A 22,495-nucleotide genomic window follows, 5' to 3' on the forward strand; every position below is an offset into this window, starting at 1 on the left:
CTCCGTCCAAGACCGCAGGTGTTTCGTAAGAAGCTTAATTTTCCTGCGTAGACGGTGACAGAGCCTAAATAACGTTTTTCTTTTTTATAAAGAATAATTTTTTACTGGATTCTGCTCACCGTGTTTCAACGCTTATCTCTAATTTTGGCGATAAGTGAAGTGAGTTCCGGAGAGTTTCTCCGGCTAAATCCAGGAGCAAAAGCTAATGGCATTAAATCTTCAAGACAAACAAGCGATTGTTGCTGAAGTCAGCGAAGTAGCCAAAGGTGCGCTGTCTGCGGTTGTTGCGGATTCTCGTGGCGTTACCGTTGATAAAATGACCGAACTGCGTAAAGCAGCGCGTGAAGCTGGCGTTTACATGCGTGTTGTTCGTAACACCTTGCTGCGCCGCGTTGTTGAAGGTACTCAATTTGAGTGCCTGAAAGACACGTTTGTCGGTCCGACCCTGATTGCATATTCTCTGGAACACCCGGGCGCTGCTGCTCGTTTGTTCAAAGAGTTCGCGAAAGCGAATGCAAAATTCGAGGTCAAAGCTGCAGCCTTTGAAGGTGAGCTGATCCCGGCGGCTCAAATTGACCGTCTGGCAACGCTGCCGACTTACGAAGAAGCACTGGCACGTCTGATGTCGACCATGAAAGAAGCCGCTGCAGGCAAACTGGTCCGCACTCTGGCTGCTGTTCGCGATGCAAAAGAAGCTGCGTAATAGCACTTTTTTTTCTAACGTACTTGCTAACGTATAAACTATTTCTGATTCTTAGGAACAATTGTTATGTCTATCACTAAAGATCAAATTCTGGAAGCAGTAGCAGCTATGTCTGTAATGGATGTTGTTGAGCTGGTTTCTGCTATGGAAGAAAAATTCGGTGTTTCTGCTGCTGCTGCTGTAGCTGTTGCTGCTGGTCCAGCTGAAGTTGCTGAAGAAAAAACTGAGTTCGACGTTGTGCTGAAAGCTATCGGCGCTAACAAAGTTGCTGTAATCAAAGCTGTTCGCGGCGCAACTGGTCTGGGCCTGAAAGAAGCCAAAGATCTGGTTGAATCTGCACCTGCAGTTCTGAAAGAAGGCGTGAGCAAAGATGACGCTGAAGCACTGAAGAAATCACTGGAAGAAGCTGGCGCAGAAGTTGAAGTTAAATAAGCCAACCTTTCCGGTTGCAGCCTGATTTATTAGGCTGATGGCTGGTGACTTTTTAGTCACCAGCCTTTTTGCGCTGTAGGGTGTCAATGGGGTTTCACACTGTTTAGCCATTGATTTCTCGAAATATTTTTTCTATTGACGACTTAATATACTGCTTTCCTGCATGGGCTCCATGCCTAAGCAAGAGCAACGAAATGGTTTAAGAGTAATAGAAAAACGTATTACGGAAAGTTCTCTATTTTCCGACCAACATAAATAGTGTTGCATGAACTGTCCTTGTTAGGGCAGACAGAGTGGTTCGACTTGTCAGCTAGCTGAGGAACCCTATGGTTTACTCCTATACCGAGAAAAAACGCATTCGTAAGGATTTTGGTAAACGTCCACAGGTTTTGGACATACCTTATCTCCTTTCTATCCAACTTGACTCGTTCCAGAAGTTTATCGAGCAAGACCCGGAAGGTCAGTACGGTTTGGAAGCTGCATTCCGTTCTGTTTTCCCTATAAAAAGCTATAGCGGTAATTCAGAGCTGCAATATGTTAGCTATCGCTTGGGCGAGCCAGTGTTTGACGTTAAAGAATGTCAAATCCGTGGTGTGACGTTCTCTGCGCCGCTACGCGTAAAACTGCGCCTGGTGATCTACGAGCGCGAAGCGCCTGAAGGCACCGTTAAAGACATCAAAGAACAAGAAGTTTACATGGGTGAAATTCCGCTCATGACCGATAACGGTACCTTCGTGATCAACGGCACTGAGCGTGTAATCGTGTCTCAGTTGCACCGTAGTCCAGGTGTGTTCTTCGATAGCGACAAAGGTAAAACCCACTCTTCAGGTAAGGTGCTGTATAACGCACGTATTATTCCTTACCGTGGTTCCTGGCTGGATTTCGAGTTTGATCCGAAGGATAACCTGTTTGTTCGTATCGACCGTCGCCGCAAATTGCCTGCGACCATTATCCTGCGCGCGCTGGGTTATTCCACCGAACAGATTCTCGATCTTTTCTTCGATAAAATTGTCTATGAAATCAATGGCAATAAATTGCAGATGGATCTGGTTCCTGAGCGTCTGCGTGGTGAAACCGCATCGTTTGATATTGAAGCGAACGGTAAAGTTTATATCGAAAAAGGTCGCCGCATCACTGCGCGTCATATCCGTCAGTTAGAGAAAGACGGTATTGAGCGTATTGAAGTGCCTGTTGAATATATCGCTGGCAAAGTACTGTCCAAAGATTATATCGACGAGAGCACTGGTGAACTGATCGGCGCAGCCAACATGGAGCTGTCGCTGGATCTGTTGGCTAAACTGAGCCAGTCTGGTCACAAACGTATTGAGACCCTGTTCACCAACGATCTTGATCACGGTGCATACATGTCTGAAACCGTGCGTGTCGATCCGTCAAACGATCGTCTGAGCGCGCTGGTTGAAATCTATCGCATGATGCGCCCTGGTGAACCGCCAACGCGTGAAGCAGCAGAAACGCTGTTTGAGAACCTGTTCTTCTCTGAAGACCGCTACGATCTGTCTGCGGTTGGTCGTATGAAGTTCAACCGTTCTCTGTTACGTGATGAGATCGAAGGTTCCGGTATCCTGAGCAAAGATGACATCATCGAAGTGATGAAGAAGCTCATTGATATCCGTAATGGTAAAGGCGAAGTGGATGATATCGACCACCTCGGCAACCGTCGTATCCGTTCCGTCGGCGAAATGGCAGAAAACCAATTCCGCGTTGGTCTGGTGCGTGTAGAACGTGCTGTAAAAGAGCGTCTATCTCTGGGCGACCTTGATACGCTGATGCCACAGGACATGATCAACGCCAAGCCGATTTCGGCTGCGGTGAAAGAGTTCTTCGGTTCAAGCCAACTGTCACAGTTTATGGACCAGAACAACCCGCTGTCTGAGATTACGCACAAGCGCCGTATCTCCGCATTGGGCCCAGGCGGTCTGACGCGTGAACGCGCTGGCTTTGAAGTTCGTGACGTACACCCGACTCACTACGGTCGCGTTTGTCCTATCGAAACGCCGGAAGGTCCGAACATCGGTCTGATCAACTCCCTCTCCGTTTATGCGCAAACGAACGAATACGGTTTCCTTGAAACCCCTTATCGTCGTGTGCGTGAAAACGTGGTGACGGATGAGATCCATTACCTGTCTGCGATTGAAGAAGGTAACTTCGTTATTGCACAGGCGAACACCAATTTGGACGAAGAAGGCCGCTTCATCGACGAACTGGTTACCTGCCGTAACAAAGGTGAGTCCAGCTTGTTCAGCCGCGATCAGGTTGAATACATGGACGTTTCCACACAGCAGGTGGTTTCCGTCGGTGCATCCCTGATTCCGTTCCTGGAACACGATGACGCCAACCGTGCTCTGATGGGTGCGAACATGCAACGTCAGGCCGTTCCGACCCTGCGTGCTGATAAGCCGCTGGTTGGTACCGGTATGGAACGCGCTGTTGCGGTTGACTCCGGTGTAACTGCCGTAGCCAAACGTGGTGGTACAGTACAGTACGTGGATGCATCGCGTATTGTAATCCGCGTTAATGACGATGAAATGTATCCGGGCGAAGCCGGGATCGACATCTATAACCTGACCAAATATACCCGTTCTAACCAGAACACCTGCATCAGTCAGATGCCGTGTGTGTCTTTAGGTGAGCCGGTAGAACGTGGTGACGTTCTGGCAGATGGCCCGTCCACCGATCTGGGTGAGCTGGCGCTGGGTCAGAACATGCGCGTGGCATTCATGCCATGGAATGGTTACAACTTCGAAGACTCCATCCTCGTTTCCGAGCGTGTGGTTCAGGAAGATCGCTTTACGACCATCCACATTCAGGAACTGGCCTGTGTGTCTCGTGACACCAAATTAGGGCCTGAAGAAATTACTGCGGACATCCCGAACGTGGGTGAAGCAGCACTTTCTAAACTGGATGAGTCCGGCATCGTTTACATCGGTGCGGAAGTGACCGGTGGTGACATTCTGGTTGGTAAGGTAACGCCGAAAGGTGAAACCCAACTGACGCCAGAAGAGAAACTGCTGCGTGCGATCTTCGGTGAGAAAGCGTCTGACGTTAAAGACTCTTCTCTGCGTGTACCAAACGGTGTTTCCGGTACGATTATCGACGTACAGGTCTTTACCCGCGATGGCGTGGAAAAAGACAAACGTGCGTTGGAAATCGAAGAAATGCAGCTGAAGCAGGCGAAGAAAGACCTGACTGAAGAGTTGCAAATTCTGGAAGCGGGTCTGTTTGGACGTATCCACGCAGTGCTGGTTTCTGGCGGCGTAGAAGCTGACAAACTGGACAAACTGCCGCGCGAGCGCTGGTTGGAACTGGGTCTGACTGATGAAGATAAGCAGAATCAGTTGGAACAGCTGGCAGAACAGTATGATGAGCTGAAGCACGAGTTTGAGAAAAAACTCGAAGCTAAGCGCCGTAAAATCACCCAAGGCGATGATCTGGCACCTGGCGTGCTGAAAATCGTTAAGGTTTATCTGGCCGTTAAACGTCAGATCCAACCGGGTGACAAGATGGCAGGTCGTCACGGGAACAAAGGTGTTATCTCCAAGATCAACCCGATCGAAGATATGCCTTACGATGAGAACGGTACGCCGGTCGATATCGTACTGAACCCGCTGGGCGTACCTTCACGTATGAACATCGGTCAGATTCTGGAAACCCACTTGGGTATGGCTGCGAAAGGTATCGGCGAGAAAATCAACGCCATGCTCAAACAGCACGAAGAAGTGACCAAACTGCGTGAATTCATCCAGAAAGCCTATGACCTGGGCGACGATGTGCGTCAGAAAGTCGACCTAAGTACTTTCTCAGACGAAGAAGTTATGCGTCTGGCTGAAAACCTGAAGAAAGGTATGCCAATTGCAACGCCAGTATTTGACGGTGCAAAAGAGAAAGAAATCAAGGAACTGTTGCAGATGGGCGGTATCCCAACCTCCGGTCAGATTACCCTGTACGATGGACGTACCGGTGAGCAATTTGAGCGTCAGGTTACCGTGGGCTACATGTACATGCTGAAACTGAACCACTTGGTTGACGATAAGATGCATGCTCGTTCCACCGGTTCTTACAGCTTGGTTACTCAGCAGCCGCTGGGTGGTAAAGCGCAGTTCGGTGGTCAACGCTTCGGTGAGATGGAAGTGTGGGCGCTGGAAGCTTATGGTGCAGCTTATACCCTGCAAGAGATGTTGACCGTTAAGTCTGATGACGTGAACGGCCGTACCAAGATGTATAAGAACATCGTGGATGGCAATCATCAGATGGAACCAGGCATGCCGGAATCCTTCAACGTATTGTTGAAAGAAATCCGTTCGCTGGGTATCAACATCGAGCTGGAAGAAAAGTAATCCCAGCTCGTTGTATTGCTGGCATTCGTCATAGGGACACCTGAACGTTGTTTTTAACGACAATATTGTTGTTAACGGCATAGATCAGGTGTCTATCAGGTCTAACTCCGACAGGAGCCAATCCGTGAAAGACTTATTAAAGTTTCTGAAAGCGCAAACTAAGACCGAAGAGTTTGATGCGATCAAAATTGCTCTGGCCTCGCCAGACATGATCCGTTCGTGGTCTTTTGGTGAAGTTAAAAAGCCAGAAACCATCAACTACCGTACGTTCAAGCCTGAGCGTGACGGCCTTTTCTGCGCCCGTATCTTTGGGCCAGTAAAAGATTATGAGTGCTTGTGCGGTAAGTATAAGCGCCTGAAACACCGCGGTGTTATTTGTGAGAAGTGTGGCGTTGAAGTGACCCAAACTAAAGTGCGTCGTGAGCGTATGGGTCACATCGAGCTGGCTTCTCCGACTGCGCACATCTGGTTCCTGAAGTCACTGCCTTCCCGTATCGGTTTGCTGTTAGATATGCCGCTGCGTGATATTGAGCGCGTGCTTTATTTTGAATCTTATGTCGTGGTTGAAGGCGGCATGACCAACCTTGAGCGCCGTCAGATCCTGACTGAAGAGCAGTATCTGGATGCGTTGGAAGAGTTTGGTGATGAGTTCGACGCGAAAATGGGCGCCGAAGCGATCCAGGCTCTGCTGAAGAACATGGATCTGGAGCAGGAATGCGAGCAGCTGCGTGAAGAGCTGACCGAAACCAACTCTGAAACCAAACGTAAGAAGCTGACTAAGCGCATTAAGCTGCTGGAAGCATTCGTACAGTCTGGTAACAAGCCAGAGTGGATGATCCTGACCGTTCTGCCAGTACTGCCACCAGATTTGCGTCCGTTGGTTCCGCTGGATGGTGGTCGTTTCGCGACTTCCGACCTGAACGATCTGTATCGTCGCGTGATCAACCGTAACAACCGTTTGAAACGTCTGCTGGATCTGGCTGCGCCAGATATCATCGTACGTAACGAAAAACGTATGTTGCAGGAAGCGGTTGATGCCCTGCTGGATAACGGCCGTCGCGGTCGTGCGATCACCGGTTCTAACAAACGTCCTCTGAAATCTTTGGCTGATATGATCAAAGGTAAACAGGGTCGTTTCCGTCAGAACCTGCTCGGTAAGCGTGTTGACTACTCCGGTCGTTCCGTCATCACCGTTGGTCCATACCTGCGTCTGCACCAGTGTGGTCTGCCGAAGAAAATGGCACTGGAGCTGTTCAAACCGTTCATCTACGGCAAGCTGGAATTGCGTGGTCTTGCTACCACCATCAAAGCCGCCAAGAAAATGGTTGAGCGTGAAGAAGCCGTCGTATGGGATATCCTGGATGAAGTCATCCGCGAACACCCAGTACTGCTGAACCGTGCACCAACACTGCACCGTTTGGGTATCCAGGCATTTGAACCGGTACTGATCGAAGGTAAAGCGATCCAACTGCACCCGCTGGTTTGTGCGGCATATAACGCCGACTTCGATGGTGACCAGATGGCTGTACACGTACCGCTGACGCTGGAAGCCCAGTTGGAAGCGCGTGCGTTGATGATGTCGACCAACAACATCCTGTCCCCTGCGAATGGTGAGCCAATCATCGTTCCTTCTCAGGACGTGGTATTGGGTCTGTATTACATGACGCGTGACTGTGTTAACGCCAAAGGCGAAGGCATGGTGCTCACGGGTCCGAAAGAAGCTGAACGCGTTTATCGCGCTGGTCTGGCCTCTCTGCATGCGCGCGTTAAAGTGCGTATCACGGAAGAGATCAAAAACATCGAAGGCGAGGTTACGCATCAGACTTCGATTATCGATACGACTATCGGTCGCGCCATCCTCTGGATGATCGTACCGAAAGGTCTGCCGTACTCGATCGTTAACCAGCCTTTGGGCAAGAAAGCGATCTCCAAAATGCTGAACACCTGTTACCGCATTTTGGGTCTGAAGCCGACAGTTATCTTCGCTGACCAGACTATGTACACCGGTTTTGCTTACGCGGCGCGCTCTGGTGCTTCCGTAGGTATCGATGACATGGTTATCCCAGAGAAAAAAGCCGAGATTATCGAAGAAGCCGAAACCGAAGTTGCCGAGATTCAGGAGCAGTTCCAGTCTGGTCTGGTTACTGCGGGCGAACGCTATAACAAAGTGATCGATATCTGGGCAGCGGCGAACGAACGTGTTGCGAAAGCGATGATGGAAAACCTGTCCGTTGAGGATGTGGTTAACCGTGATGGTGTGGTTGAGCAGCAGGTTTCTTTCAACAGCATCTTTATGATGGCCGACTCCGGTGCGCGTGGTTCTGCGGCACAGATTCGTCAGTTGGCGGGTATGCGTGGTCTGATGGCGAAACCAGATGGTTCCATCATCGAGACGCCGATTACCGCAAACTTCCGTGAAGGTCTGAACGTACTCCAGTACTTCATCTCGACGCACGGTGCGCGTAAAGGTCTGGCGGATACCGCACTGAAAACGGCGAACTCCGGTTATCTGACGCGTCGTCTGGTTGACGTTGCGCAGGATCTGGTTGTGACCGAGGACGATTGTGGTACCCATGAAGGTATCATGATGACGCCGGTTATCGAGGGTGGTGATGTTAAAGAGCCACTGCGTGAGCGCGTACTGGGCCGTGTAACGGCTGAAGACGTGATCAAACCGGGCACGGCGGATATTCTGGTTCCACGTAACACGCTGCTGAACGAGCAGTGGTGTGACATGTTGGAAGAGAACTCCGTTGACGCCGTTAAAGTACGTTCAGTCGTAAGCTGCGAAACCGACTTTGGCGTGTGCGCCAATTGCTACGGTCGCGATCTGGCTCGTGGTCATATCATCAACAAAGGTGAGGCCATCGGGGTTATCGCGGCACAGTCCATCGGTGAACCGGGTACACAGTTAACCATGCGTACGTTCCACATCGGTGGTGCGGCATCGCGTGCGGCAGCTGAGTCCAGCATTCAGGTGAAAAACAAAGGTAGCCTGAAACTGAACAACGCGAAGTTCGTTATGAACAGCAACGGTAAACTGGTTATTACTTCACGTAATACCGAACTGAAACTGATCGACGAATTCGGACGTACCAAAGAAAGCTATAAAGTGCCTTACGGTGCAGTGATGGCGAAGGGTGACGGCTCAGAAGTTAGCGGTGGCGAAACCGTCGCAAACTGGGACCCGCATACCATGCCAGTGGTGACCGAGGTAAGCGGCTTCATCCGCTTTGCTGATATGATTGACGGTCAGACCATTACTCGCCAGACCGATGAACTGACTGGTTTGTCTTCTATCGTCGTTCTGGATAGCGCAGAGCGTACTGGTAGCGGTAAAGACTTGCGTCCAGCACTGAAAATCGTTGACGGCAAAGGTGAAGATGTACTGATCCCAGGTACTGATATGCCTGCTCAATACTTCCTGCCGGGTAAAACGATTGTTCAGTTGGAAGATGGAGTGCAGATTGGTGCCGGTGATACATTGGCGCGTCTCCCTCAAGAATCCAGTGGTACCAAAGATATTACCGGTGGTCTGCCACGCGTAGCCGACCTGTTCGAAGCCCGTCGTCCGAAAGAGCCGGCTATTCTGGCAGAGATCAGCGGTATCATTTCCTTCGGTAAAGAAACCAAAGGCAAGCGCCGTCTGGTAATTTCTCCGTTGGATGGCAGCGATGCTTACGAAGAGATGATTCCGAAATGGCGTCAGCTCAACGTATTCGAAGGTGAAGTGGTGGAGCGTGGTGACGTTGTTTCCGACGGCCCAGAGTCTCCGCACGATATTCTGCGTCTGCGTGGTGTACATGCAGTAACGCGTTATATCACCAACGAAGTTCAGGAAGTTTACCGTCTGCAAGGCGTTAAGATTAACGATAAACATATCGAAGTTATCGTTCGTCAGATGTTGCGTAAAGGCACCATCGTTAGCGCAGGTGGCACGGAGTTCCTGGAAGGTGAACAGGCAGAATTCTCTCGCATCAAGATTGCCAACCGTCAGTTGGAAGCGGATGGCAAGATCACGGCAACGTACAGCCGCGATCTGCTGGGTATCACCAAAGCATCTCTGGCGACCGAGTCCTTCATTTCTGCGGCATCGTTCCAGGAAACCACTCGCGTACTGACCGAAGCCGCTGTTGCTGGTAAGCGTGATGAACTGCGTGGCCTGAAAGAGAACGTTATCGTAGGTCGTCTGATCCCAGCGGGTACGGGTTATGCGTACCATCAGGATCGTATGCGCCGCCGTCAGGCGGGTGAAGCGCCTGTCGTGCCTCAGGTGAGTGCCGATGAAGCTTCTGCTAACCTGGCCGAACTGCTGAACGCAGGCTTTGGTAGCCGTGACGACGAATAAGTCTTTTTGCGCTGCGCTATCATGCGGTAAATAACAGAAACCCCGGCTATTATGGTCGGGGTTAATGAGATGGTCACCCCCACCCTGTGAGCGGTACGCTGACAGGGTGTTTTTCTTTCTGAAGGGGCTCATCATGCAAAACGTTACGCTCATCGGTATCGACCTCGGCAAGCATTCGTTCCATCTCCACGCTCAGGATAAAAACGGCAATGCATTGCTACGTAAGAAGTTCTCACGTACCCAGTTAACCACCTTTCTCTCTACCTGTACCGCTTCTACCGTTGTTATGGAGTCCTGTGCTGGCGCGCATTTTATGGCACGACACATCAGCCAGCTTGGGCATCAGGTCAAGCTCATTTCACCTCAGTTCGTTCGCCCTTTTATTAAGAGTAATAAGAACGATTTTATTGATGCCGAGGCTATTTGCGAAGCCGCGTCAAGACCTTCTATGCGCTTCGTGACCCCGAGAACGGAAGACCAGCAGGCGATGTCAGCTTTGCATCGCGTTCGTGATGCTCTCGTCAGGGACCGGGTTAAAACCACCAATCAGATGCATGCTTTCCTGCTGGAGTTTGGCATTAGCATGCCGCGCGGCATCGCGGTTATCAGGCGTCTTGCCGTGGTGCTTGAAGAGCACGAACTGCCGCCTTATTTAGCGCGGTTGCTTATGCGACTCCACCAACACTACGCCTACCTCACAGAACAAATTGAGGAGGTCGAACAAGAGCTAAAAATCCATATGGCTGAAGACGATACAGCCCAGCGTTTATTGACTATTCCCGGCGTCGGGCTTATCACGGCCAGCTTTTTAGCCACGAAGCTCGGCGACGGAAAAAGTTATGCCTGCAGCCGGGACTTTGCTGCATCAACGGGGTTAGTCCCGCGTCAGTACAGCACGGGTGGAAAAAATACGCTAATGGGAATAAGTAAGCGCGGGGATAAGAATCTGCGACGGTTGCTGGTGCAATGTGCCCGAGTATTTATGCAGCGGCTGGAACATAACCGAGGGCGTCTGGCTGACTGGGTAAAGGGGCAGCTAACGCGGCATCATTCGAACGTGGTGGCCTGCGGGTTGGCGAACAAACTAGCCCGAATAGCCTGGTCGGTGACAACCCATCGGACAGCTTTTATCCAATAAAAAAGAGCCAACAGCGACGAACAGTTAGCGCTTAGGTGTTACGCAGTGACTTTCTGGTTTTGCGATGACTGATTATTGATGACATGAACGGCACAGCGACCTGTGGATGAACCTGACATAAAAAATGGCTCTTTGAAGCCGTCCGGTTTTTAAGGTTCTGCAGGCGCGGACTTCATCGTGGCGCGGGCAACGTAAGGTTGCCTATCAGACGCCGTATAGATTTAAGCAAGCCCATCATAAATCAAAATCGGTGTTGCAAAAACGGGGGTGACCATAGATTTTTTTTATGGCTGATTCCCAGCGGACGCCCCGTCGTAAACGACGTTAAAAATTTATGGAAGGCGTCCTGCCTTCCACCCTGGCGGGCCAACGCTGTGCGTTGTTATAAAACGCTCCCGGCGTTTTATTTCTTCCTGAAATTTTTTATAGCGCACATCCCTGTGCGCTACCTAAAGGCCGTCGCAAGCGACGTTAAAAATTTCTTCCCTGAAATTTTTTGTTGTACAGTAGTGTAAAGTAAATAGAACGGAACCGACATGGACACCTCAACTACGCCAACACTCTCACAGCCTGGCGGCTCATTACCTCAGCAAGATAACTCACTTTCTTCTGATAAAACCCGACAAACACAGTCAGTAAGCCATTCTCAACATCGAGCAAAACGCGCAGCATGGGGCAGTTTTGTGGGTGCCGTTGTTGACTGGTACGATTTCCTGCTGTACGGAATTGTTGCCGCTCTTGTATTTAATACCGAATTTTTCCCACAAATTAGCCCGACGATGGGGACGCTGGCGGCATTTGGTACGTTTGGCGTTGGTTTCCTGTTCCGTCCGTTGGGTGGAATGGTGTTCGGCCACTTTGGCGATAAGCTGGGCCGTAAACGGATGTTGATGATCACGGTCTGGATGATGGGCATTTCTACTGCGTTGATTGGCCTGTTGCCGTCGTTTGATTCCATTGGCTGGTGGGCACCGGTGCTGCTGGTTACGCTGAGGGCAATTCAAGGATTCGCGGTCGGTGGTGAATGGGGCGGGGCGGCGCTGTTGGCGGTAGAGAATGCGCCTAAGAAGAAGAAAGCGTTTTATAGCAGCGGTGTACAGGTTGGCTTTGGGGTTGGGCTGTTATTGGCTACTGGGTCGGTATCGGTAGTGAGCAATCTGACGACCAATGAAGAATTTACCACCTGGGGCTGGCGTTTGCCGTTCTTATTCAGCCTGATTCTGGTGGCTATCGCCTGGTGGGTGCGTAACGGGATGGATGAGTCTCAGGAATTTGAGGCGAATAAAACGCTGGGAGAAAGAGCAAGCAAACTGCGTTCGTTCCCTATCATGGAAGCACTGCGCCAGCATCCTAAGGCATTTTTGCTGATTATTGCGCTACGGCTTGGCGAACTGTTAACGATGTATATCGTCACCGCGTTTGCCCTCAATTACTCCACCACCCATCTTGGGCTATCGCGGGATATTTTCCTGAATATCGGGCTGCTGGTAGGGGCGATCAGTTGCGTATCCATTCCTTGCTTTGCCTATCTGGCAGATAGCTTTGGCCGCCGTCGTATCTATGTTACCGGTGCGCTGATTGGGGCTGCGAGTGCGGTGCCATTCTTTATGGCGCTGGAAAGCCATAACACGCTGATGATTCTATTCTTTGCCATCATGCTGGCGAATATTGCCCACGATATGATTGTTAGCGTACAGCAACCGATGTTTACCGAGCTATTTGGCACGGCGTACCGCTATAGCGGGGCGGGTGTGGGTTATCAGGTCGCCAGCGTAGTTGGCGGCGGGTTTACGCCTTTTATCGCCGTTCTGCTGGTGCAGTTTATGGATGGTTCATGGCATGCAGTGGCGGCTTACCTTGCCATTGGCTGCTTGCTGTCGGCGATTGTCGGGATGCGGATGAAAGCCACACCGACGGACGCTTTACCTCACTAGCCTCCTCGCCTCATCAATCTAGCGTGCCGATACAGATACAATGTTTGTATCGGCACACTTCTACTGTTTTTTGTCTGCTTTTTTTGCCGCGGCACTATCTGAACCGATCAAGATCGCTTCTCTTTAGCCCAATATCCTTGAGTCCGTCATCACTCATATTTCGTAGTATCTTCAGCGTGTTCACTCTTGCTCGCCAGGCTTTCCACAAGCGGTATGGCAAAATCAGCATGAGCCAAAACGGTGACTCGCGGAACGGTTTTTGTGATCGATTCTCATGAAATTCCATATTTTCCCCCTCGCCAGTGAATGATCGCTATGATGAGGCGAAAGCTATTTTCAATACAGACTCAAAAAATTCATTTTTTTAGCATACAGATTGTGTGATATTGCATCTGAATGGTGATTTTTATTTGAATCTGTACTGGTTACTGCTGTGAATCTTGATAGGGAATGATACTGATGACGCGTTATCAACACCTGGCTGGGCTGTTAGAGCAACGGATCGAACAAGGGTTGTACCAAAGCGGGGAACGCCTGCCTTCTGTGCGGGCGCTGAGTACAGAACATGGTGTGAGCATCAGTACCGTACAGCAAGCCTATCATCTGCTGGAAACCCGACAGTTGATTATGCCGCAGCCGCGTTCGGGGTATTTTGTCACGCCGCGCAAGGCAACGCCGCCCGTACCTGCGCTGACGCGTCCTGCCCAACGTCCGGTTGAAATTACGCAGTGGGAATCGGTGCTGGAACTGGTGAACGTGCGTCTGGAAACCAACGTGTTGAAATTTGGTAGCGGAATGCCGGATGTGAGCCAGCCGACCATCAAACCACTATGGAAAGAGATGAGCCGCCTCTGCCAATATCAGGATCCTAGGGTCTTACAATATGACAGCGTGTATGGCGTGCCTGCGTTGCGCGAACAGATTGCTCGTCTTACCGTCGACTGCGGCTGCCAGTTAACGCAAGATGATATTGTGATCACGACCGGCTGTCAGGAAGCCTTATTTGTGGCCGTCCGGGCTGTTTGCCAACCCGGCGACATCGTGGCCGTTGAGTCACCAGCTTTTCCGGGTACGATGCAGATCCTCCGTGGGATGGATATCAAAGCGATCGAGATCCCGACCGACTCTGTGACGGGGATCAGCCTTGAAGCGTTAAGACTGGCGTTGGATCAGTGGCCGATCAAAGCCGTACTTCTGGTGCCGAGCTGTAACAACCCACTTGGCTTCATCATGCCTGACGCCCGTAAGAAATCGCTGGTGACGTTGGCGCAGCATTTTGATATCGCGATTATTGAAGATGATGCCTATGGCGAGCTAGCCTATGAATATCCGCGTCCCCGCGCGATAAAATCATTTGATGAAGATGGACGTGTACTCTTGTGCAGCTCGTTTTCAAAGAACCTGGCTCCCGGTTTGCGCGTTGGTTGGATTGCTCCAGGGCGCTATCTGGAACGGGTGATTCATACAAAATACATCAGTACAGGATCGACGGTGGTGCAGCCCCAGCTAGCCGTGGCGGAATTTATTCGTAACGGACACTATCAACCTCACCTACGCCGCATGCGTGCTCAGTACAAAGCGAATCTGGATACGTTTACTTGCTGGGTTCGTGAGTATTTTCCGTCAAACATCTGTGTGAGCCGTCCACAGGGGGGCTTTCTGATGTGGATTGAGCTGCCCGAATATTTTGATTCGCTCAAGCTCAGTCGTGAGGTCAGAAAAGCAGGCATACAGATAGCCGCTGGCTCGCTCTTCTCCGCCTCAGGCAAATACCGCAATTGTATTCGACTCAATTATGCCAATCGCTTTACGGAAGAAATAAGGGAAGGGCTTCGCATTGTGGGCAGTGAAGTCGCGAAGATGATGCACACTTTTCCTGACCAAAACGTAACCTGATAATCTTAGGGAAGGGCCGATACGGGTAAGGATAAGCCCCGTATCGGCGGGTTGATGTGCAGAGCCGATAAGTAGCAAACAGCTCCGGCCAGCACGCTCTGTAATCATGCTCAGGCTTGCCAACGACGCTACTGTATCCTTCGTCGCAGGCCGTGACGATAGGCCGAATGCCATGTTGCGCGGCGCTATCCTGAGAATGTCACCTTCCGTGTAATTCTCATTTCAGCTTGCGAGCTGCATCCCAAATCATGCGTATCACGCATACCGATCGTTTAAGAGCCGAGGGCTACCACGGTGCGAGGTGTCCCTGCGGGAACCTCATCACCGTGTTTCCCTCTCACTTCACGCTTCAGTGACCAATATCAGGCATACCACCGCGTTACCCGCTCAATGACTACCTGCCTAAATAACCGTCCCAGTCTTTCCATACGGGCTGGAGACCTGCTCGTATGATGGCTTGCGCCACGTCTTCAGGACGTCGTGAATCATGCGGCGAAAACTGTTCCAGTTCAGGATGGTCGTCGGCGTAGCCACCTGGCTGGGTTTTGGAAAATGCGCTGACGTTGTTAATCGCGATAGGAATGGCATGATCGCGAAAGAAAGGCGATTCACGCGTGGAAAGCGACAGCTCAATATCCGGCGACAGCAACCGGAATGCACAAATAACCTGCATGAGCTGCGCTTCATCCATGAGTGATGCCGGTTCAATGCCGCCCGTACAGGGGCGCAGACGAGGGAACGAGATAGAATAACGGCTCTGCCAGTAGTTCCGCTGTAAGTGCAACAGATGTTCCGCCACCATGTAGCAGTCGGTTCGCCAGCTATTGGACAGGCCGATTAAAGCGCCCAGCCCGATCTTGTCGATCCCCGCACGCCCAAGTCGATCCGGCGTGGCGAGTCGCCAATGGAAATCCTGCTTTTGTCCTTTTAGATGATGCAGTTGGTAGGTCGCTGGATGATAGGTTTCCTGATAGACCATCACGCCATCCAACCCCAGCGTTTTCAACTCGGCGTACTCGTCTTGCGACAGCGGCTGAACTTCAATCATCAGCGAACTGAAGCGCGGTCGGATGAGTGGAAAGACGTGGCGAAAATAATCCATGCCTACTTTACGCTGGTGTTCGCCAGTCACAAGCAGCAGGTGCTCAAACCCCAGTTCTTTGATGGCGGCGCATTCACGTAGGATCTCTGCCTCATCCAGCGTTTTTCGCTTGATGTGATTGCTCATTGAAAAGCCGCAGTAGGTGCAGTCGTTGGAGCAGAGGTTGGATAGATATAGCGGCACATAGAAACTCACCGCATTGCCAAAACGTTGCCGGGTGAGCTGCTGTGCCCGCTGGGCTAGCGGTTCCAGATAGGCGCTGGCGGCAGGTGAAATGAGCGCCATGAAATCGTCACGCGTCAGGTGTGGTGTAGCAAGCGCTCGTTCGACATCACGTGCGGTTTTACTGTTGATGCACAGCGTCAGGTCATCCCAGTCGAGCTGTTCCCAGACGGTTTGAAAATCGACGCTCATCGCTCCGCCCCTTCTGTTTGCTGATGCAGAAAACCGGTGAGCGGGCTGGTGGCGCTGGCGACAAACTGCTTACTTCCCAGGCCGGCCTGACGGGCAAGCCCACCGGCATCGACTGCCAGTCTGAATGCGTGCGCCATCGCCACGGGATCGCGGGCAACGGCGATGGCCGTGTTGACCAGTACGGCGTCGGCTCCCATTTCCAGCGCATCAGCCGCATGACTGGGCGCGCCAATGCCCGCATCGACAATAACCGGAACGCGCGCCTGTTCGATGATGATGCGAAGAAAATCACGCGTTTGCAGCCCTTGATTGGAGCCGATTGGTGCGCCCAGTGGCATCACCGCCGCGCAGCCGACCTCTTCCAACCGTTTGCACAGCACAGGGTCGGCACCGCAGTAAGGCAGCACCGTGAATCCCTCTTTTACCAGCTGTTCGGCGGCTTTCAGGGTTTCGATAGGGTCGGGCAGCAGGTATTTCACATCGGGGTGAATTTCCAGCTTCAGCCAGCGAGTGCCCAACGCTTCTCGCGCCAGTCGGGCCGCAAAAATGGCTTCGTCTGCGGTTTTGGCCCCTGAGGTATTCGGCAACAGCTTAATACCGAGCTGGCGTAGCGGGGCGAGAATGGCGTCGTTGCCGCCGTTCAGATCAACGCGTTTCATCGCCATGGTGACTAACTGAGAACCAGAAGCCTCAAGTGCTGCCAGCATCAATTCTGGCGTGGCGAATTTCCCGGTGCCGGTCAGCAGCCGTGAAGTTAATGTCGTATCGGCAATGTGCAGCATGTCATCCTCCCGCGATTGCCTGAAAAAGCAAAATATCATCACCGTCTTGCACCTGATGCTGTGACCAGGTGGCGTGCGGGATAATGGTTTGGTTGATGGCCAGCGCTGTGCCAGGCTGGAGCCGATTTATCTGGCTCAGCAGCGCTTCAACCGTGGTGGCCTCTGGGCATTCAAAGGGTTCATCATTCAGCGTGATTTTCATGCACCCCTCCACATACCGGGCAATGGGGCGCGCGCGTCAGCTGGAGCGTGTTCCAGCTCTGCTGTTTACCATTGAACATCCTCAGCTTGCCGTCTAGCGCGGACGGTATACCGGCCAGCAGTTTTATCGCTTCCAGCGCCTGAAGCGTGCCAATCACGCCGACCACCGGACCCAGCACGCCGGCGGTACGGCAGTTGCGCTGTGGTTCGGCCGTATCGGGATACAGGCAGGCGTAGCAGCCAGCGTGATAAGGCGGTGCGAAGACCGCGAGCTGGCCGCTGAAACCGACGGCGCTCCCGCTGATGAGCGGCTTGCCTGCGCTAAAACAGGCGGCGTTAACTGCATGGCGAGTGGCCATGTTGTCGCTGCAATCCAGCACCAGATCGACGCGGCTGACGGCGCGGTATAACACGTCACCGCTGAGCCTTTCGGTAATCGCAATCGCTTCTGAGTGCGGATTTAATGCCTGTAGCTGACGCTGCGCCAACACGGCTTTGGGTTTGTCGGTGTCGCTGGTGCGATACAGAATCTGGCGTTGCAGGTTGCTGATGTGCAGTGAGTCATCGTCGGCAAGCAGTTGCGTGCCGACCCCAGCGGCAGCCAGATAGAGCGAGGCGGGCGCCCCCAGCCCACCCAGCCCAACGAGCAAAACGCGGGCGGCTTTGAGTTTCTCCTGACCTTCCGGGCCAATATCTTCCAGCATCAGTTGGCGGCTATAGCGCATGAATTCGCTATCGCTCAGTCCGGCAGGCGTTGGATGGTGAGTCGTTACCATGTCATGCCTCCCGTCCTTCAATCATTTTGAGCAGCGTCGTGGTGGCCTGCCGCCAGTCTGGTGCCTGAGTAATGGCGCTGACGACGGCAATACTGCCGACGCCCGTTGCCAGCACCGCAGGTACTCTGTCGATGCTGATGCCGCCAATGGCAACTGTAGGAAAACGGTCTTGCAGATCGGCAATGTGTCGGGTCAACTCGGCCAGCCCCTGCGGCGCTGATGGCATATCCTTGGTTTGCGTGGGAAAAATATGCCCCAGTGCGATATAGGACGGGTTTATCGCTACCGCGCGTGCCAGTTCACGATCGTCATGCGTGGAGACGCCTAAGCGCAGACCCGCTTTTTTAATGGCGGCCAGATCGGCAGTATCCAGATCTTCCTGACCCAGATGTACACCGTATGCCTGATGTTTTACTGCTAATTTCCAGTAGTCATTGATGAAGAGCTGCGCCTGATAACGGCGACCCAATGCGATCGCCTGGATCACATCGGTTTCGGCTTGTTCATCTGACCGATCTTTTATTCTGAGCTGGATCGTTTTCACCCCAACGCTGAGTAGTCTCTCGATCCACTCCACGCTATCAACGACGGGATACAGCCCCAGCCGCTGTGCCGTTGGGGCAAAAGGCGTCGAGTCCGTCATTTGCTTTCCTCGGTTTGCAGGCTGGTGGCGCTGTGATAAAGCTCGCTGCCGCGCGAGCGGAATTCTTGCGACATCTGCGCCATACCCACTTCAACCGGTTTGGCTTCCGCTTCCTGTTTCGCGGCGTAGTCGCGTACTTCCTGTGAGATTTTCATCGAGCAGAATTTAGGGCCGCACATGGAACAGAAGTGGGCGACTTTGCCGGATTCCTGCGGCAGCGTTTCATCGTGGTAGGCACGGGCGGTTTGGGGATCGAGTGCCAAATTGAACTGGTCTTCCCAGCGGAATTCGAAACGTGCTTTTGACATGGCGTTATCACGGATCTGCGCACCGGGGTGGCCTTTCGCCAAATCAGCGGCGTGAGCGGCGATCTTGTAGGTAATCAGCCCCTGTTTGACGTCTTCTTTGTTCGGCAAGCCAAGATGTTCCTTCGGCGTGACGTAACAGAGCATTGCACAGCCGAACCAGCCGATCATGGCGGCACCGATGCCAGAGGTGAAATGATCGTAACCTGGTGCGATATCGGTAGTCAGCGGGCCGAGCGTATAGAATGGTGCTTCATGGCAGTGTTCCAGCTCTTCGGTCATGTTGCGGCGGATCATCTGCATCGGAACGTGGCCGGGGCCTTCGATCATCACCTGTACGTCGTATTCCCAGGCAATCTTGGTCAGCTCACCTAACGTATGCAGTTCGGCAAACTGGGCTTCGTCGTTGGCATCCTGAATGGAGCCCGGACGTAAACCGTCACCCAGCGACAACGCGACATCGTAAGCGGCACAAATTTCACAAATTTCCCGGAAGTGTTCGTACAGGAAGCTCTCTTTGTGATGCGACAGGCACCACTTCGCCATAATGGAACCGCCGCGTGAGACGATGCCAGTCAGGCGTTTGGCCGTCATCGGAACATAGCGCAATAGCACGCCAGCGTGGATGGTGAAATAGTCCACACCCTGTTCTGCTTGTTCCAGCAGCGTATCGCGGAACATTTCCCAGTTCAGGTTTTCCGCCACGCCGTTCACTTTTTCCAGCGCCTGATAAATCGGTACTGTCCCGATTGGTACGGGGCTGTTACGCAGAATCCACTCGCGGGTTTCGTGAATATAGCGGCCGGTTGAGAGATCCATCACCGTATCCGCGCCCCAGCGGGTAGACCAGACCAGCTTTTCCACCTCTTCTTCGATGGAAGACGTCACGGCGGAGTTACCGATATTGGCGTTAACTTTCACCAGAAAATTGCGCCCGATAATCATCGGCTCTGATTCAGGGTGATTGATGTTTGAGGGAATAATAGCGCGCCCGGCAGCCACTTCCTGACGGACAAATTCCGGCGTGATGTTTTCTGGCAGAAGGGCGCCAAAACTTTGCCCCGGATGCTGCTGGCGCAGTACCTCGCCGCGAATACGCTCGCGCCCCATATTTTCACGAATGGCGATAAATTCCATTTCGGGCGTAATCATGCCCTGTCGCGCATAGTGGAGCTGGGTGACGCGTTGGCCCGCTTTAGCACGCAAAGGTCGTGGCAGGTGTTCGAAACGCAGATGATCCAGACCCGCATCCGCCAGACGCTGTTGGGTGAAATCGGAGCTGACGCCGGATAACGCTTCGGTGTCGTGACGTTCTGCAATCCAGCTGGCGCGCAGCTTCGCTAGCCCAATGCGGACATCGGGTTGCGCAGCCGGATCGCCATAAGGCCCTGAAGTATCGTAAACCGGGATTGGCTCATTGGGTTCGTATTGGGGGTTGTCTTTACTGCCGCCAAGTAACGTCGGGCTAAGCTGAATCTCCCGCATCGGTACGTGGATGTCATCGCGTGAACCTGTAAGGTAAATGCGTTTGGAATTGGGAAAGGCGGTTCCCTGTAAGGTTTCAATAAACTGCTGGGCGGCGGCACGCTGTTCACGGCGACCGGATTTGGATGCTGTAGATAACTCTGTCTTTACCGACGAGGTTTTTATAGACAAGGGTTCTGTAGACATAGCAAGTTCCTGTAAGACGTAAAGGGAAGATTGCTTGTCTGGAGCCGGAGGGAGTAATAATGATATTGAGCGTCAGAGCAGGTATGTGGGAATACACAGCCTTGGGCTCAATGAGGTGCATTACTCTTGTTCCCTTCGCAGGTATTAACCCGATCAGGTTCCGCGGATCCCGAATTAACGGTCTCAGCCTGTGCGCTCATAAGTTTCGTCATAACGATTGATTTCGTAAAACAAAACACGAGCACGCTAGGCACTCCGACAAGATATGCCCGTCTCTTAAACGGGCCAATAAAACCCCTACACTGTATGTCGGCAAAACGCAGATGTCAAAGCGTGCCGCGTTGCCTTTACAGTGTGTGATGATGTCCTGAAATAACGTCAAATGACGGCTATTTGTCGTAAACCTGCTGGATCATTCTGTCTTCCAACGTAAAACGCTCTTCCAAGGCTTCGCCGACGTGGGAGAGTGCGTGCTGGAATTCGAGGCAGTTATCATGGTCGATGGCTGCCGCCAGGTGGCTATCGTAAAACGCCATAATTTGCTGCGTGTTATTTTGCAGGGCGAGGTCGAGCTGGGTGGAAAGCGCTAATACTTGTTCGCTGTGCGTCGCTGCTTCATGCAGCATTTTTTCGTATAAATGAAAGTGGCCGGTAGAAAGATAGTCCACCAGATTCTGGCAAAAATTATCCAATGCCTCTTCATCCAAAAGAGAAAGCGCTTCCTTGTTCGGCTTGATGCCAACCAGATGATAGTAAGCCACCAGAAGCTGCTTACGCGCTTGTAGCCATTGGTCGATTAACGCATTATTGCCACCAACGTATTCAGTTAGACTTTGTAGCTGGTTTAGCATTGTTGACTCCGTGAACGGTAAGAAATAACTGAAATCCCAGTTATAAAACTTATGTAATCACTCTGAATGTAAAATGCCAGTGAAGTGGCAGTGGAGCAATAAAAAGATATGGAACAGACGCTAAAAGGTGATGAAACCGGCTGGTGGGTGGTTAGCGACGCGGTACAAATCTGGCTACCTCAGGGAGAATTGCCGCGCGGAACGGCAATAGAGTGGTCGCTGCAGGGGAAAACGGCTCGCCAAATCGGCGAATGGCAAGGGTTGCCTGTCTGGCTGGTCTGTCAGGGACGAGATTCCGATATGGCATCAGTTCGCCAGTTGCTCGATCAGGACGTGGGGTTATTCCAGCTCGCGGGGCGAGGCGTACAGTTGGCTGAGTTCTATCGTTCTCATCGTTTTTGTGGTTACTGCAGCCATGAAATGGTGCGGAGCAAAACGGAGCTGGCGTGCTTATGTCACCACTGCAAAGAACGCTATTATCCGCAGATCGCGCCTTGCATCATCGTCGCGATTCGCCGTGGCGAGGAAATTTTGCTGGCGCAGCACAATCGACATCGCGGAAACATGTACACCGTGCTGGCTGGGTTTGTAGAAGTCGGCGAAACGCTGGAACAGACGGTCGTGCGTGAGGTCATGGAAGAGAGCCAAATTCAGATAAAAAACCTGCGTTACGTGAGTTCGCAGCCCTGGCCATTCCCTCATTCTCTGATGATGGCGTTTATGGCCGATTATGCGGGTGGAGACATCAAGCACGATCCGAAAGAGCTGCGTGATGCAGGCTGGTTCCGCTATGACCAACTCCCGCAGTTACCTCCGCCGGGCACCGTGGCGCGTCGGCTTATCGAAGATACGGTGGTACTGTGCCGCACTTATCACGAGAACGAAGGCTGACGTGGTACTATTTGCGTCATAAAGCGTTTGCCTTATAACGCATCCGTTTCATC

At 52.2% G+C, this 22,495-nt stretch carries 16 protein-coding genes and 1 riboswitch; of the genes, 8 read left to right on the forward strand and 8 right to left on the reverse strand.

The window, feature by feature from the left end; all coding sequences use genetic code 11:
* Positions 1-205 precede the first annotated feature (205 nt).
* The 6 genes from rplJ (at position 206) to shiA (ending at position 12,910) form a co-directional block, all read left to right on the forward strand.
* On the forward strand, positions 206-703 hold the full coding sequence (gene rplJ / locus EO763_RS01070; RefSeq protein WP_010285495.1) for a 50S ribosomal protein L10: 498 nt from the start codon (positions 206-208) through the stop codon (positions 701-703).
* A 66-nt stretch (positions 704-769) separates the two neighbouring features.
* Positions 770-1,135, forward strand: a complete 366-nt coding sequence (rplL, locus tag EO763_RS01075; RefSeq protein WP_010285496.1) for a 50S ribosomal protein L7/L12 — start codon at positions 770-772, stop codon at positions 1,133-1,135.
* 326 nt (positions 1,136-1,461) lie between these two features.
* Entirely contained in the window at positions 1,462-5,490 is a 4,029-nt protein-coding gene (rpoB, locus tag EO763_RS01080) for a DNA-directed RNA polymerase subunit beta (protein ID WP_039494848.1), read from the forward strand.
* A gap of 124 nt (positions 5,491-5,614) precedes the next feature.
* Positions 5,615-9,838, forward strand: a complete 4,224-nt coding sequence (rpoC, locus tag EO763_RS01085; protein WP_161527814.1) for a DNA-directed RNA polymerase subunit beta' — start codon at positions 5,615-5,617, stop codon at positions 9,836-9,838.
* Positions 9,839-9,971: 133 nt separating this feature from the next.
* Positions 9,972-10,976, forward strand: coding sequence for an IS110 family RNA-guided transposase (locus EO763_RS01090; protein WP_039494846.1), 1,005 nt, complete (start codon positions 9,972-9,974; stop codon positions 10,974-10,976).
* A gap of 536 nt (positions 10,977-11,512) precedes the next feature.
* On the forward strand, positions 11,513-12,910 hold the full coding sequence (gene shiA / locus EO763_RS01095) for a shikimate transporter (RefSeq protein ID WP_161527815.1): 1,398 nt from the start codon (positions 11,513-11,515) through the stop codon (positions 12,908-12,910).
* 94 nt (positions 12,911-13,004) lie between these two features.
* On the opposite strand, the gene EO763_RS01100 is transcribed toward shiA, so the two are convergent.
* Complete coding sequence (locus EO763_RS01100) at positions 13,005-13,196, reverse strand: DUF1127 domain-containing protein (protein WP_010301731.1); 192 nt, start codon at positions 13,194-13,196, stop codon at positions 13,005-13,007.
* A gap of 173 nt (positions 13,197-13,369) precedes the next feature.
* Between EO763_RS01100 and EO763_RS01105 the strand changes: the two genes are divergently transcribed.
* A complete protein-coding gene (locus EO763_RS01105; RefSeq protein WP_161527816.1) occupies positions 13,370-14,806 on the forward strand; it encodes an aminotransferase-like domain-containing protein in 1,437 nt (478 codons plus the stop codon).
* A gap of 394 nt (positions 14,807-15,200) precedes the next feature.
* Here EO763_RS01105 and thiH read toward each other — a convergent pair whose 3' ends face one another.
* From thiH to EO763_RS01140, 7 genes are all read right to left on the reverse strand, one after another.
* Positions 15,201-16,322 carry a 2-iminoacetate synthase ThiH gene (thiH, locus tag EO763_RS01110; RefSeq protein WP_161527817.1) on the reverse strand — a complete coding sequence of 374 codons (1,122 nt, stop codon included), beginning with the start codon at positions 16,320-16,322 and terminating at the stop codon, positions 15,201-15,203.
* Positions 16,319-17,104, reverse strand: a complete 786-nt coding sequence (locus EO763_RS01115) for a thiazole synthase (protein WP_138256298.1) — start codon at positions 17,102-17,104, stop codon at positions 16,319-16,321. The genes thiH and EO763_RS01115 overlap by 4 nt, the downstream gene beginning before the upstream one ends.
* A gap of 1 nt (position 17,105) precedes the next feature.
* Positions 17,106-17,306: a sulfur carrier protein ThiS gene (gene thiS / locus EO763_RS01120; protein ID WP_039494840.1), complete on the reverse strand. Its 201-nt coding sequence runs from the start codon at positions 17,304-17,306 to the stop codon at positions 17,106-17,108.
* Entirely contained in the window at positions 17,287-18,081 is a 795-nt protein-coding gene (locus EO763_RS01125; protein WP_161527818.1) for a HesA/MoeB/ThiF family protein, read from the reverse strand. The genes thiS and EO763_RS01125 overlap by 20 nt, the downstream gene beginning before the upstream one ends.
* A gap of 1 nt (position 18,082) precedes the next feature.
* Positions 18,083-18,724: a thiamine phosphate synthase gene (gene thiE, locus EO763_RS01130; protein ID WP_161527819.1), complete on the reverse strand. Its 642-nt coding sequence runs from the start codon at positions 18,722-18,724 to the stop codon at positions 18,083-18,085.
* Complete coding sequence (gene thiC / locus EO763_RS01135; protein WP_161527820.1) at positions 18,721-20,700, reverse strand: phosphomethylpyrimidine synthase ThiC; 1,980 nt, start codon at positions 20,698-20,700, stop codon at positions 18,721-18,723. The genes thiE and thiC overlap by 4 nt, the downstream gene beginning before the upstream one ends.
* A 113-nt stretch (positions 20,701-20,813) precedes the next feature.
* Positions 20,814-20,968, reverse strand: a riboswitch (TPP riboswitch).
* Between the two features lie 121 nt (positions 20,969-21,089).
* Positions 21,090-21,551, reverse strand: a complete 462-nt coding sequence (locus tag EO763_RS01140) for an Rsd/AlgQ family anti-sigma factor (RefSeq protein WP_010301755.1) — start codon at positions 21,549-21,551, stop codon at positions 21,090-21,092.
* 108 nt (positions 21,552-21,659) lie between these two features.
* Between EO763_RS01140 and nudC the strand changes: the two genes are divergently transcribed.
* Complete coding sequence (gene nudC / locus EO763_RS01145; protein ID WP_161527821.1) at positions 21,660-22,442, forward strand: NAD(+) diphosphatase; 783 nt, start codon at positions 21,660-21,662, stop codon at positions 22,440-22,442.
* The last annotated feature ends 53 nt before the right edge of the window (positions 22,443-22,495 follow it).

Source organism: Pectobacterium odoriferum, assembly GCF_009931295.1.
In the GTDB taxonomy this organism is placed as follows: domain Bacteria; phylum Pseudomonadota; class Gammaproteobacteria; order Enterobacterales; family Enterobacteriaceae; genus Pectobacterium; species Pectobacterium odoriferum.